Below are 11,861 nucleotides of genomic sequence, written 5' to 3'. Positions count from 1 at the left end.
CATGCCAAGCCTCAAGGACCTGAAAAACAGGATCGAGAGTGTCAAGAACACTCGTAAGATCACCAAAGCCATGCAAATGGTTGCCGCGGCGAAACTTCGCCGCGCGCAGGAAAGTGCCGAACAGTCGCGCCCTTATACAGAACGGTTCAACGCCGTTCTGGGGCAGATCGCGGCCTCGGTCGAAGGCTCTGATTCCGCGCCCAAACTGCTCAGCGGTACGGGCAGCGATCAGGTGCATCTGCTGATCGTCATGACCGCCGAACGCGGTCTGTGCGGCGGTTTCAACACCAATATCGCCAAGCTGGCCCGTATCCGGGCCGAAACGCTGGTGCGCGCCGGCAAGACGGTCAAGATACTGACGGTCGGCAAAAAAGGGCGGGATCAGCTCAAGCGGGATTTCGCGGACAACTTTGTCGGCCACGTGGACCTGACCGAGATCAAGCGCGTGTCTTATGCCGACGCCCAGGGTGTTGCCAAGGACGTTCTGTCGCGCTTTGATGCCGGCGAGTTCGACGTTGCCACGATCTTTTACTCCAAGTTCGTCAACGTGGTCACCCAGGAACCCACCGAGCAAAAAATCATTCCGGCGGCTTTCGAGGCGCCCGAGAATGCCGGTGCCAGCACGGTTTACGACTATGAACCGGACGAGAACGCCATTCTGGCCGACCTGTTGCCGCGGGGGGTCACAACGCAGATCTTTGCCGCGCTTCTGGAAAACGGCGCCAGCGAACAGGGCGCGCGCATGTCCGCGATGGACAACGCGACGCGCAATGCCGGCGAGATGATCGACAAGCTGACCATCGAGTTCAACCGCTCGCGTCAGGCCGTGATCACCAACGAGCTTATCGAAATTATTTCGGGCGCTGAAGCGCTCTAAAGAACCGGAGACAAATATATGGCAAACGCAAAAGGCAAAGTGACCCAGGTCATCGGCGCTGTTGTCGACGTGCAGTTCGACGACCATCTGCCCGAAATTCTGAACGCATTGAACACCGAGAACAACGGCAAGAACCTGGTTCTGGAAGTATCCCAGCACCTGGGCGAGAACTCGGTACGCTGCATCGCGATGGACGCCACCGAAGGTCTGGTGCGCGGCGCCGAAGTGACCGATACCGGCGGCCCGATCATGGTTCCGGTGGGCAACGCCACCCTGGGCCGCATCCTGAACGTCGTCGGCGAGCCCGTGGACGAAGGCGGCCCGGTCAACGCGACCGATACACGTGCCATCCACCAGGATGCACCGGCGTTTTCGGAACAGTCCACCGAATCCGAGATTCTGGTCACCGGCATCAAGGTGGTCGACCTGCTGGCCCCCTATTCCAAGGGTGGTAAAATCGGCCTGTTTGGTGGTGCCGGCGTGGGCAAGACGGTTCTGATCATGGAACTGATCAACAACATCGCCAAAGTGCACTCGGGCTTTTCGGTCTTTGCAGGCGTCGGGGAACGGACCCGCGAGGGCAACGACCTCTACCACGAGATGATCGAATCCAACGTCATCAAGCCGGACAACCTGGAAGAATCCCAGGTGGCCCTGGTCTACGGTCAGATGAACGAGCCTCCGGGAGCCCGTGCCCGCGTCGCCCTGACCGGCCTGACCCTGGCCGAGCAGTTCCGCGACCAGTCCGGGACCGACGTTCTGTTCTTTGTCGATAACATCTTCCGCTTTACCCAGGCCGGTTCCGAAGTGTCCGCCCTGCTGGGCCGTATCCCCTCGGCTGTGGGCTATCAGCCGACCCTGGCCACCGACATGGGCGCCCTGCAGGAACGCATCACCTCGACCAAGGCCGGGTCGATCACCTCGGTGCAGGCCATCTACGTGCCTGCGGACGACCTGACCGACCCCGCGCCGGCAACCTCGTTTGCACACCTGGACGCCACGACCGTTCTGTCGCGGGCGATTTCGGAACTGGGCATCTATCCGGCGGTGGACCCGCTGGACTCGACCTCGCGTCTGATGGACCCGGCGGTTGTGGGCGAAGAGCACTACAAGGTCGCCAGCGACGTTCAGCAGATCCTTCAGCGCTACAAGTCGCTGCAGGACATCATTGCCATTCTCGGCATGGACGAACTGAGCGAAGAGGACAAGCTGACCGTGGCCCGCGCCCGGAAAATCCAGCGTTTCCTGTCCCAGCCGTTTGACGTGGCTCAGGTGTTCACCGGTTCGCCCGGTGTGCAGGTGCCGCTGGAAGACACAATCGCCTCTTTCAAGGCCGTTGTCGCCGGCGAATACGATCACCTGCCCGAGGGCGCCTTCTACATGGTTGGCGGCATCGACGAAGTGATCGCCAAAGCCGAGAAAATGGCCGCCGACGCAGCCTGAGGAGCAGCCTGATGGCAGATACAATGCAATTCGACCTAGTCAGCCCAGAGCGAAGCCTGGCTTCGCTGCAGGTCAGCGCGGTCCAGATCCCCGGTGCGGATGGCGACATGACGGCAATGCCCGACCATGCCCCCATCATCACCACGCTGCGCCCCGGTGTGCTGCGGGTGGAAAGCCCCAACAGCACGGCAGAATACGTCGTGTCCGGTGGCTTTGCCGAGATCAATGCCACCAGCCTGTCGGTTCTGGCCGAGAAAGCGATTCCGCTGAACGATGTGACGCGGGCGCATATCGACGAGTTGATCGAGGATGCCCAGGCCGCGCACGAGGCGGCCAAGGAACAGTTCAAGAATGAGCCGGGCATGGTCGACGATGCCGCCAAACTGCTGGCGGACATGGTTGCCCTGGGCGATCACATCAAAGTCTGATCGCGCCACATCAGCAAGAATTCAGGCCCCGGTTTCCGGGGCCTTTTTTTGTGCGCATAACCCAGATGGGTCATGCCCCGCCGTGCCTCATTTTTTACAATCGGATCAATGGGATGAAACCAGAGGAGCCATGGGGGGGCCGCCGCTCACAGGAGAATTTAGTATGCGCAAACTATTAATTTTTTTGACGTCTTTGTTTATTGCAACCGGTTCCGCCGGCGCGGTGACCTTCCTGCCCGGTAATGTCTACGAAGGCACCTATTCGTTTTCGACGGCCGGCCCGTCCAGTTCCAACCACCTTCCGATCCTGTCCATCGACAGCCCGTTTTACATGCAACAATATTATGGTTTCTTTGGCACCAGCGGGCAGGGTCCAGGCACAACGCTGCACACAACGCTGTTGGAAGACGCAATCGCGGGTCCGCCCGGGCCCGAAATGGCATCCGATGTCGTCAACAACAGCCTTTCCTCAAAATACGGGAACATCGGTTTCGGCCCATCCTATGCGGGGGTTGTGACCAGCGGCCGGGTCCAGGTCACGGTAACAGGCGGGCCTATCGAATTGGACTGGCTGCAAGTTGCAGGCAGCGCTGACGTCACCGTTGAACTTAATTCCGGCGCCCCATTGGCAACTGGTTTATTGTTTGTTGCGGATGTCGAGAACTGGCAACTGGTGCCGCCCGACCCGCAACCCACTCCTGTTCCCTTGCCGGCCACGGCGGTGCTGCTGGGCGGCGCGCTTGTGGCCTTGCTGGGTTTGCGCCGCCGCAAGTTCGAAATTTCATGACCAGTAAATTTGGTTTAGGTCGGCCCGGTCATTCGCAGGAGTGGCCGGGTCAATTTTGCAACTTTGACGCAAGTGGCTAAAGTAGCGATCACATAGAGAGACTGCCGGAGGAGGCAGACGAGAAATTGACCATGCACGGTCTAACGTTGGAAACATCCGGCCACCTGGTCGGTTTGGCCTACCAGGCGGGTCATGACCCCGCGCGTTGGCCCGAATTTCTGGCGGCGCTGGATGCCCATGTCGATGGCGCGTATCTGAGTATCTACGGCTACGACACACAGGCCAAACTGTCTCTGGGCGAAATAACCACGCGATACCCAGACGATCTGATGGTCGGATACGCCAACTATTTCGCGGCCGTGAACCCCTATCCCGCCCTTCTTCTCAACACGCCCGTGATGGGTATTCACAATTCTCAATACTGGATACGTCGCAACGAGTTTCTGTCCTGCGAGTTTTACAACGACTTTCTTTCGCGGCCGGAACCCATCGGCAGTGGCGGCGGCGGTGTACTGTTCAACGATGACGGCAGGATACTTGTCATCAGCGGCCCCGTGCGACTTAAGGGCGAAGACAAAACGACACCTCGTCTGATCGGAACCTTGCGATTGCTGGCGCCGCATATCCGGCGCGCATTCGAAGTGCAGCGGTCGCTGCTGGGGCAGGCCTTCGAGAACGTGTCATATGCCGAGGCATTGAACCGAATGCGCAACTCGATCTTCCTGCTGGATCCGCGCGGTCGCGAGACCTTTTGCAATACCGCGGGCGCATCGGCGCTCAAGCGGCACGCCGGGCTGTGGCAGGACCGCTGTGGCGCGCTGGAATTCAGTTGATGCCAATGCGCGGAAAAACCTGCAGGCCGGCATGGTCGGCATCAATCGTCTGACCCATGATCCTGGCAATACCGGTTTTGTCGTCCTCGCCGGTGTCGACCAGCCTGTAGCGGCAACGCAATACCCGTTATTCACGACCCGGACTTGCCCCCCGTGGCCGCCATGATGCCGCCACCGGGGGCCCCGGTTGCGATGCTTGTCCTGATGGATACGGATCTCGACCGTCAATCGGTGTGCAGACATCTGCGGAATTTGCACGGCCTGACCGACGCGGAACAGGCGATTGCGATTGCCGATGGTCAAACCGTTTCAGAGATTGCCGAATCCTCCGGTGTCAGCCGGCACACCCTGCGCAATCAACTAAAGTCGGTCTACGCAAACACCGGATTGAACGGCCAGGCGCAACTTGCAGCGCTGGTAAACCGACTGGCATTCTGATCCGCGGCGTTTCGGCCTATAAGATTTTGGACGCCTGTACAGCGATAGGAATCTTTCGGACTTCTCCGAGGACGTGAGCCCATACATGAAACGCATCGAGACACACCTGATCGGTATCGAACAGGGCGAGGTCGCCCTGTTTTCCGAGTTTCAGGACGGGGGGGCCATGTGGACCGGCGAGGGCCGGCGCGAGCGCAGCCAGACGGTGCGGTTCAGCGAGGCCTTTCTCGCTGCTCCTGCGGTGCAACTGGCGGTCTCGCTGTGGGACGTAGACACATCGGCCCCCATTCGGGCCGAACTGGCGGCGCAGAACGTGACACCCGAGGGGGTCGAGATTGTGTTCCGCACCTGATCAGACACCCGCGTGGCCCGTATCCGGGTGGCATGGACGGCGATGGGCGCGCTGGCCCACAAGGATGACTGGCAATTGTGATTATGGCGACACGAGAGATCTGATCAGGCCGCCGTGTAAAGCGACTCGTAAATCGGCGTCAGCGTCGCATCGTCAAACAGCGACGAGACCGAGGTGCCGTTCCAGATGTTCAGGATCGCCTGGGCGAAGACCGGCGCAGTCGGCACGATGCGGATATTGGCCGCACCCTGCACCGCCGCCGTCGGCTGGATCGTATCGGTGATGACCAGGGATTTCATCACCGAGCCGGTCACGCGCTCGACCGCCGGGCCGCTCATCACGCCGTGGGTGATATAGGAATGCACCTCGCGCGCGCCCTGCTCCAGCAGCACCTCGGCGGCCTTGCACAGGGTTCCGGCGGTATCGCACATGTCATCCACGATCAGGCAGATCTTGTCCTGTACATCACCGATCACCGTCATCTCGGCCACTTCGCCCGCCTTTTCGCGGCGCTTGTCGACGATGGCCAGAGGCGAATTGATGCGCTTGGCCAGTTCGCGCGCCCGGGCGACGCCGCCGACATCGGGCGAGACCACCATCAGGTCGTCCATCTGCCCCTTGAAATGGGTCTTGATGTCCAGCGCAAAGACCGGGCTGGCGTAGAGGTTGTCGACCGGAATGTCGAAAAAACCCTGAATCTGCGCCGCGTGCAGATCCATCGTCAGAACCCGTTCGATCCCGGTGCCGACCAGCATGTTGGCCACCAGCTTGGCGGAAATCGGTGTGCGCGCTTTGGTGCGGCGGTCCTGACGGGCATAGCCGAAATAGGGCAGAACGGCGGTGACCCGCGCCGCCGAGGACCGGCGCAGCGCGTCGGCCATGATCAGCAGTTCCATCAGATTGTCATTGGCCGGGTTCGAAGTCGGCTGGATGATGAACATGTCCTCGCCGCGGACATTCTCGAACACTTCGACAAAGATTTCGCCATCATTGAACCGCTCGACCCGGGCATCCACCAGACCGGTATGCACGCCGCGATGCATAGTCATGCGCTTGGCAATCCCTTTGGCCAGAGGCAGGTTGGCGTTCCCGGCGATCAGCTTGGGTTCGGTCAGTGTCGGCATGGCGAGGGTTCCGGGTCAGCTAGGGATTTTGACAGATTCGAGATGTTGACACCGCTTAGCATGCCCTTACCGTCACGCAAAGAAATTGGCGGGGGATTTCGGCAAATGGCGGACATCGACTACTTTTTTGCGACTCTGTCACCCTATGCCTATCTGGCGGGCGACCGGCTGGAACGGATCGCCGCCAAACATGGCGCGACCATTGCCTACAAGCCGCTGGATCTGCTGGCGCTGTTTTCCCGCACCGGCGGGATTGCCCTGCCCGACCGGCACCCGTCACGTCTGGAATATCGCGCCATCGAACTGAAACGGCAGGCCAAGAAGCTGAACATGCCGTTCAACCTGAAGCCGGCGCATTGGCCGACCAACATGGCGCCATCCGCCTATGCGGTGATTGCCGCCCAATCCGCTGGCGGCGGCGATCTGGGCGGCTTGGTCCAGTCCTTTCTGCGCGGCTGCTGGGCCGAAGAAAAAGACATCGCCGATGACGCGGTGATCCGCGACTGCCTGCAGGCCGCCGGGTTCGATCCCGCCCTGGCCGACAGCGGCCTGCTGCAAGGGGCCGAGACCTATGCAAGAAACCTCGACGAGGCCGTCGAACGCGGAGTATTTGGCGTGCCGTTCTATCTGACATCGGATGGCCACCGGTTCTGGGGACAGGACCGGCTTGCGGACCTGGACCTGCATCTGAGCGAAGCCGGGGCCTGAGCCGGATGGATGCGCCGCCCCAGTCGCTGTTTTCGCGCCGTTTCGGATCGGGTCCCCGGCAGATCCTGGGCCTGCACTGTACCATCGCCCATTCCGGCGCCTGGCGCGGCCTGGCCGGGTTGATGCAGGACCAGACGACCCTTGTGACGCCGGACATGCTGAGCCACGGGCGCAGCCCGGACTGGGATGGACAGGGGGACTTTCTGGACCGGATGGTGCAGGCGGTCGCGCCCCTGTTGACGCAACCGATGGACCTGGTCGGCCATTCCTTTGGGGCCGTCGTCGCATTGCGGCTGGCCGCAGAGATGCCGGATCGCGTACGCAGCCTTACAATGATCGAGCCGGTGTTCTTTGCCGTCGCCGCCCGGGACGATCCCACGGCGATGGCGCGGCACACCCGCACCATGGCGCCCGTGACAGCCGCCTTTGAAACCGGCGATGACGCCTTGGCCGCGCGCCTGTTCAACCGGAGGTGGGGCGGCGGCGCGCCGCGTTGGCCCGACCTGTCCGAGCCGGCACGGGCCGCAATGATCCGGGGCATCCACGTGGTGCCATCCAGCAATGCGGCCCTTTTAGGCGACCATTCCGGTTTGCTGCGGCCCGGCGCACTGGACCGCGTGCGGATGCCGGTGCTGCTGCTGCGCGGCAGCGAAAGCGATCCGATCGTCAAGGTGATCCATGATGGTCTGGCGCATCGCCTGCCACAGGCCCAATGCCGCGTTGTTCCCGGCGCCGGGCACATGCTGCCGATCACCCATCCAGACGCAGCCGCAGACCATCTGCGGGCGTTCTTTACCGCTGCCGCAGCTTAGACCTCATTGCGGGAACAGCGACAGGAACCGGTCGATCTGGTCGGCACCGGTCGACCAGTCACAGACCAGCCGCGCGGTCAACGGTTCTTGTGGATCATCCCCCTGCAGCGTGCCATCCCACAGGTGATAGACAGCGCCGGCGTCGTGCAGGCGCTGATGCACGACGCGGGGAAAGGCGGCAAAAATCATGTTGGCATCCGGCGGGTGCACGAACCGCGCCCCGGCCGCGCGCAACCCGGCTGCCAGACGGTCGCAATTGGCGTTCGCCGCGCGCGCCATGTCCAGCCAAAGATCGTCGCGCAGATAGGCCGCCATCTGTGCCGACAGATACCGATGCTTTGAGAACAGGTGACCACCGCGCTTGCGGCGCAGCTCGAACTCCCAGGCCAGCGCGGGATCAAAGATCACCACCGCCTCGGCGCCCATCAGCCCGTTCTTTGTGCCGCCGAAACAGACCGCATCCACACCGGCACGCCAGGTCATATCGGCGACCGAACAATCCAGCCGCGCCAGCGCGTTCGCCATGCGGGCGCCGTCCATGTGCACCGGCAGCTCATGCGCCCGGGCGATGGCGGTCAGAGCCCGCAATTCGGCCAATCCGTAAACCGAGCCGCGTTCGGTGGCCTGGGTGATCGACACCGGCCCCCGTTGGGGACCATGCACGCCGCGGGTGTTCTCGCGGGCGATGGTGTCGGCCAGGCACTGCGGTGTCATCTTGTCGCCGCCGGGCACCAACGTCAGCTTGGCGCCGCCGCAGAAGAATTCCGGCGCGTTGCACTCATCCTCGTGGATATGGGCGACCGGGCTGCAGAACACGGTCTGCCAGGGCCGGGTGAGGGTCGCCAGCGCCAGCGCGTTGGCGGCGGTGCCGGTGGCCACCAGATAGACCGCCGCATCTGGTGCCTGAAAAAGGGCGCGGATACCCCGGCGCACCTCGTCCATCAGCGCATCCGCACCATAGGCCATGGCATGCCCGTCATTGGCTGCCGACAGCGCCTGCATCACCTGCGGATGCACTGGGCCGGAATTGTCCGAGGCGAAATGCATCAGATCGGTTCCTCTATGATGTGATCTTCCCATTCTTCTTCCGGGGTTTCGAACTCCGGCACAGTCCAGCCCTGCACGGACACGCCGGCGCGATGCACCGAATGTGGCGTTCCGGAAATCAACGGATGCCAGTCAAAAAGCGGCCGGCCCTCCCACAACAGGCGATAGGCGCAGGTTGCGGGCATCCAATAGGCGTGCTGATCCAGATTGTCTGGGCGCAAAACGATGCACTCGGGAACGAATTGATGGCGGATATCGTATTGCGCACAACGGCAGGTCGTGTCGTCCAGCAGCCGGCAGGCAACGCGGGTCAACGCCACCTCGCCGCTGTCCTCATCCTCGAGCTTGTTCAGGCAGCATTTTCCGCAACCGTCGCACAGTGCCTCCCATTCCTGCTGGGTCAGTCGGTTCAGGGATTTGCGTTCCCAGTACCGGTGGGCCAGTCCCTGGCGGTCGATCGGATCGGCCATCACAAAGCGTCCAGAATTGTCCGGGCCTTGGCACAGTCATCCGTCATCTGCGCCACCAGGGCCGGCAGGTCACCAAAGGTCTGCTCTGGGCGCAGATGTTCTATCAGGGCCACCGACAGGGTGGCGCCATAAAGATCACCGACAAAATCGAACAGATAGGTTTCCAGATTTGGCCGGTTCTCGCCGAACATCGGCCGCACCCCCAGCGAGGCGGCACCCTGATAGCTGCCGGCATGCGGGCCGTCCAGAACGTCGACCAGCACCGCATAGACGCCAAAGGCGGGCGGATGCAGCCCCTCGATCGACATGTTGGCCGTGGGAAAGCCCAGATCGCGGCCCCGTTGTTCGCCGCTGATCACCTGGCCTTCGATCCGGTGCCAGTGCCCCAGCATCTCGGCGGCTTTTCTCGGCTGCCCATCGCTGAGCGCCCGGCGAATGGCGGTCGAAGATACGGTGTTGTCCCGGCTTTCCAGCAGCGGTGCGATGGTGACGCCAAATCCCATTTCCGCGCCGAACCGTACCAGGTCCTCGGCATTGCCGGCGCGACCCTTGCCAAAGCAGAAATCGCCGCCCACGACTACGTGTGCCAGACCGAGGCCGTCGGTGATCACGTTCTGCGCAAAGGCGCGCGGACTGAGTCCGGCCAGCCCGGCGTTAAAGGCCAGTTCATAGAGCCGCTGAACCCCCAGCTTTTCCAGACGGTGGGTGCGGGCCTCGCGCCCCATCAGGCGAAAGGGCGGAGCGTTGGGGGCGAAGAATTCGCGCGGGTGCGGCTCGAAGGTCAGCACCCCCAGCGGTGCGTCCGGGGCCGCCCGCCGCGCCAGCTCGATCACCGATTGATGTCCCAGATGAACACCGTCGAAATTGCCGATCGCGACGCTGGCGCCGCGATCCTGAGCTTCGACAAACTGATAGTCCCGCACGATCCGCATGTCGGTTGCGTAGCTTTGTCCGTGGCTGCGCGCAAGGGCGGGATTATCTGGTCCTGCCAACCGTACCGCCAGCAGGCGCATCGGCACATGGGTTCTCCCGTCAGGGGCGATTGCGCCGCCGGATCAGTCGAATTTGCGGCTGGGAGCCAGCACCACGGCCTCGCCCATCAGAACCTTCTTGCCATCCACCGAACAGATGCAGTCCAGCTTGACCCGCCGCTTGGACATGTCGATATCGATCACCGTGACTTCGGCATAGACCGTATCGCCGGGACGCACGGGGGCCAGGAATTTCAGCGACTGGCCCATATAGACGGTGCCATGCCCGGGCAGCTGCTCGCCGATCACGGCCGAGATCAGCCCGGCAGTCAACATGCCATGGGCAATGCGGCCCTGAAAGATCGTGTCCCGCGCATAGTCATCGTCCAGATGCACCGGGTTCCGGTCGGTCGAGACCGCGGCGAACATCTCGATATCCTCGTCGGTCACGGTTTTGCGCAGATGGCGCGACATGCCCATCTCGATGTCTTCGATGCAGATGGTTCCGCGGGGCAGGTTGTCCAACATGATGTCCTCTTTCGTCATCGGCACGGTAATATTAGTTTGTATTTTCGCCAAGCTTGGCAACTTTATTACTTTGCACGCGCAGAAAATCAAGCTTTATTTTTGTCACCGCAACTTACCTATCGCATAGCGCGGATTGGTTTTTTCCTTGTCCAGATAGGCGGATAGCGCATCCGGATCAGGCTGTTGCGACGTTTTGGTTTCCAAGGCCGCCAGTCCGCCGGTGATGAATAGAGAATCGATATCCTCGCCCATCGCGCCCTGAATATCGGTATGAATGCCATCGCCGATGGCCAGAATCGCCGAATCCGGCACCATCCGCTCCAGCGCCGCCAGGCGGCGGCGGGCCAGATCATAGATCGGCGGATGCGGTTTTCCGAAATACAGGCTTTCTCCGCCCATCTCGGTATAGAGCCGCGCCAGGGCCCCGGCGCACCATTCCCGGGTTTCGCCGCGGTCCACCACGATGTCCGGATTGGCGCAGAGCAGCTTCAGCCCTTTTTGTTTCGCATACAGGAATTGCGGCCGGTTCACCGCCGGATCGGCCTGCGGATCGAACGGGCCGCAACAGACGATGCCCTCTGCCTGTTCCAGCGGCACGCGGGTGATGGTGACCGGGTCCTCGACCACAGCCAGGGGTTCGAAAAACGCCGCGTCGCGCGCCTCTTCTCCCATGAACCAGACCTTTTCTCCGACCGCGCCGAGAAACATTGCAGAGCGCGCGCTGTCACCGGAGGTGGCAATTGTGTCCCAGCAATCCTCGGGCACACCCAGCAGCTTGAGTTGCTCGCGCACCCCGGCGCGGGGTTTCGGCGAGTTGGTCAACAGCACCACGGTGCCGCCGGTCTGACGAAACCCCTGCAGCGCGGCCACCGCCTCGGGGAACGCCTGCACGCCGTCATGCACACACCCCCACAGGTCGACGAACAGAGCCTGATAGCGGTCGGAAACCTCGGTGAGCGCGGAAATGATCTGGGTCATGATGTCCTCGTATTGTCACCCGCACCGTGGGCGCAGCGTGCGCAGATCGCAAGCCCCTACCCGGG

The 11,861-nt window shown here is 62.1% G+C and carries 15 protein-coding genes; 9 read left to right on the top strand and 6 right to left on the bottom strand.

All coding sequences use genetic code 11. From position 1 onward, the window contains the following. Position 1: 1 nt before the first annotated feature. From ACFMPD_RS06870 to ACFMPD_RS06840, 7 genes are all read left to right on the top strand, one after another. Positions 2-877 carry a F0F1 ATP synthase subunit gamma gene (locus ACFMPD_RS06870; RefSeq protein ID WP_380993055.1) on the top strand — a complete coding sequence of 292 codons (876 nt, stop codon included), beginning with the start codon at positions 2-4 and terminating at the stop codon, positions 875-877. 18 nt (positions 878-895) lie between these two features. Next, positions 896-2,320 (top strand): F0F1 ATP synthase subunit beta, encoded by a 1,425-nt coding sequence (gene atpD / locus ACFMPD_RS06865; protein WP_380993054.1) that lies wholly within the window; start codon positions 896-898, stop codon positions 2,318-2,320. A gap of 11 nt (positions 2,321-2,331) precedes the next feature. Then, the gene (locus tag ACFMPD_RS06860) at positions 2,332-2,748 is read left to right on the top strand and encodes a F0F1 ATP synthase subunit epsilon (protein WP_380993053.1); all 417 of its coding nucleotides are present in this window, start codon (positions 2,332-2,334) and stop codon (positions 2,746-2,748) included. 163 nt (positions 2,749-2,911) lie between these two features. Continuing rightward, positions 2,912-3,535 carry a hypothetical protein gene (locus tag ACFMPD_RS06855; RefSeq protein ID WP_380993052.1) on the top strand — a complete coding sequence of 208 codons (624 nt, stop codon included), beginning with the start codon at positions 2,912-2,914 and terminating at the stop codon, positions 3,533-3,535. Between the two features lie 131 nt (positions 3,536-3,666). Further along, a complete protein-coding gene (locus ACFMPD_RS06850; protein WP_380993051.1) occupies positions 3,667-4,368 on the top strand; it encodes a hypothetical protein in 702 nt (233 codons plus the stop codon). A gap of 153 nt (positions 4,369-4,521) precedes the next feature. Continuing rightward, positions 4,522-4,806: a helix-turn-helix transcriptional regulator gene (locus ACFMPD_RS06845; protein WP_380993050.1), complete on the top strand. Its 285-nt coding sequence runs from the start codon at positions 4,522-4,524 to the stop codon at positions 4,804-4,806. Positions 4,807-4,891: 85 nt separating this feature from the next. Further along, positions 4,892-5,158, top strand: a complete 267-nt coding sequence (locus ACFMPD_RS06840; RefSeq protein WP_380993049.1) for an H-type lectin domain-containing protein — start codon at positions 4,892-4,894, stop codon at positions 5,156-5,158. A 104-nt stretch (positions 5,159-5,262) separates the two neighbouring features. On the opposite strand, the gene ACFMPD_RS06835 is transcribed toward ACFMPD_RS06840, so the two are convergent. Then, positions 5,263-6,282, bottom strand: a complete 1,020-nt coding sequence (locus ACFMPD_RS06835; RefSeq protein ID WP_380993048.1) for a ribose-phosphate pyrophosphokinase — start codon at positions 6,280-6,282, stop codon at positions 5,263-5,265. A 105-nt stretch (positions 6,283-6,387) separates the two neighbouring features. On the opposite strand from ACFMPD_RS06835, the gene ACFMPD_RS06830 reads away from it, so the two are divergent. Then, entirely contained in the window at positions 6,388-6,990 is a 603-nt protein-coding gene (locus tag ACFMPD_RS06830; RefSeq protein ID WP_380993047.1) for a 2-hydroxychromene-2-carboxylate isomerase, read from the top strand. Positions 6,991-6,995: 5 nt separating this feature from the next. Next, on the top strand, positions 6,996-7,802 hold the full coding sequence (locus ACFMPD_RS06825) for an alpha/beta fold hydrolase (protein ID WP_380993046.1): 807 nt from the start codon (positions 6,996-6,998) through the stop codon (positions 7,800-7,802). A 3-nt stretch (positions 7,803-7,805) separates the two neighbouring features. On the opposite strand, the gene ACFMPD_RS06820 is transcribed toward ACFMPD_RS06825, so the two are convergent. The 5 genes from ACFMPD_RS06820 to ACFMPD_RS06800 all read right to left on the bottom strand — a co-directional run bounded on the left by ACFMPD_RS06820 (position 7,806) and on the right by ACFMPD_RS06800 (position 11,796). Then, positions 7,806-8,849: a threonine aldolase family protein gene (locus ACFMPD_RS06820; protein WP_380993045.1), complete on the bottom strand. Its 1,044-nt coding sequence runs from the start codon at positions 8,847-8,849 to the stop codon at positions 7,806-7,808. Next, positions 8,849-9,319, bottom strand: coding sequence for a YcgN family cysteine cluster protein (locus ACFMPD_RS06815; RefSeq protein ID WP_380993044.1), 471 nt, complete (start codon positions 9,317-9,319; stop codon positions 8,849-8,851). Before ACFMPD_RS06815 ends, ACFMPD_RS06820 begins: the two co-directional genes overlap by 1 nt. Next, positions 9,319-10,251 (bottom strand): bifunctional riboflavin kinase/FAD synthetase, encoded by a 933-nt coding sequence (locus ACFMPD_RS06810; RefSeq protein WP_380993043.1) that lies wholly within the window; start codon positions 10,249-10,251, stop codon positions 9,319-9,321. The genes ACFMPD_RS06815 and ACFMPD_RS06810 overlap by 1 nt, the downstream gene beginning before the upstream one ends. A 123-nt stretch (positions 10,252-10,374) precedes the next feature. Then, positions 10,375-10,818, bottom strand: coding sequence for a MaoC family dehydratase (locus ACFMPD_RS06805; RefSeq protein WP_380993189.1), 444 nt, complete (start codon positions 10,816-10,818; stop codon positions 10,375-10,377). Positions 10,819-10,920: 102 nt separating this feature from the next. After that, positions 10,921-11,796 carry a TIGR01459 family HAD-type hydrolase gene (locus ACFMPD_RS06800; RefSeq protein WP_380993042.1) on the bottom strand — a complete coding sequence of 292 codons (876 nt, stop codon included), beginning with the start codon at positions 11,794-11,796 and terminating at the stop codon, positions 10,921-10,923. Positions 11,797-11,861: the final 65 nt, after the last annotated feature.

Source organism: Sedimentitalea sediminis, from assembly GCF_042687825.1.
Classification (GTDB): Bacteria; Pseudomonadota; Alphaproteobacteria; order Rhodobacterales; family Rhodobacteraceae; genus Sedimentitalea.
This window is presented reverse-complemented; position numbering and strand designations above follow the sequence as displayed.

What these genes read in the sequence shown, in the direction of transcription:
- ACFMPD_RS06870 (WP_380993055.1), top strand. Translation starts at nt 2, where the DNA reads ATGCCAAGCCTCAAGGACCTGAAAAACAGGATCGAGAGTGTCAAGAAC.
- atpD (WP_380993054.1), top strand. Translation starts at nt 896, where the DNA reads ATGGCAAACGCAAAAGGCAAAGTGACCCAGGTCATCGGCGCTGTTGTC.
- ACFMPD_RS06860 (WP_380993053.1), top strand. Translation starts at nt 2,332, where the DNA reads ATGGCAGATACAATGCAATTCGACCTAGTCAGCCCAGAGCGAAGCCTG.
- ACFMPD_RS06855 (WP_380993052.1), top strand. Translation starts at nt 2,912, where the DNA reads ATGCGCAAACTATTAATTTTTTTGACGTCTTTGTTTATTGCAACCGGT.
- ACFMPD_RS06850 (WP_380993051.1), top strand. Translation starts at nt 3,667, where the DNA reads ATGCACGGTCTAACGTTGGAAACATCCGGCCACCTGGTCGGTTTGGCC.
- ACFMPD_RS06840 (WP_380993049.1), top strand. Translation starts at nt 4,892, where the DNA reads ATGAAACGCATCGAGACACACCTGATCGGTATCGAACAGGGCGAGGTC.
- ACFMPD_RS06835 (WP_380993048.1), bottom strand. Translation starts at nt 6,282, where the DNA reads ATGCCGACACTGACCGAACCCAAGCTGATCGCCGGGAACGCCAACCTG.
- ACFMPD_RS06830 (WP_380993047.1), top strand. Translation starts at nt 6,388, where the DNA reads ATGGCGGACATCGACTACTTTTTTGCGACTCTGTCACCCTATGCCTAT.
- ACFMPD_RS06825 (WP_380993046.1), top strand. Translation starts at nt 6,996, where the DNA reads ATGGATGCGCCGCCCCAGTCGCTGTTTTCGCGCCGTTTCGGATCGGGT.
- ACFMPD_RS06820 (WP_380993045.1), bottom strand. Translation starts at nt 8,849, where the DNA reads ATGCATTTCGCCTCGGACAATTCCGGCCCAGTGCATCCGCAGGTGATG.
- ACFMPD_RS06815 (WP_380993044.1), bottom strand. Translation starts at nt 9,319, where the DNA reads ATGGCCGATCCGATCGACCGCCAGGGACTGGCCCACCGGTACTGGGAA.
- ACFMPD_RS06810 (WP_380993043.1), bottom strand. Translation starts at nt 10,251, where the DNA reads ATGCGGATCGTGCGGGACTATCAGTTTGTCGAAGCTCAGGATCGCGGC.
- ACFMPD_RS06805 (WP_380993189.1), bottom strand. Translation starts at nt 10,818, where the DNA reads ATGTTGGACAACCTGCCCCGCGGAACCATCTGCATCGAAGACATCGAG.
- ACFMPD_RS06800 (WP_380993042.1), bottom strand. Translation starts at nt 11,796, where the DNA reads ATGACCCAGATCATTTCCGCGCTCACCGAGGTTTCCGACCGCTATCAG.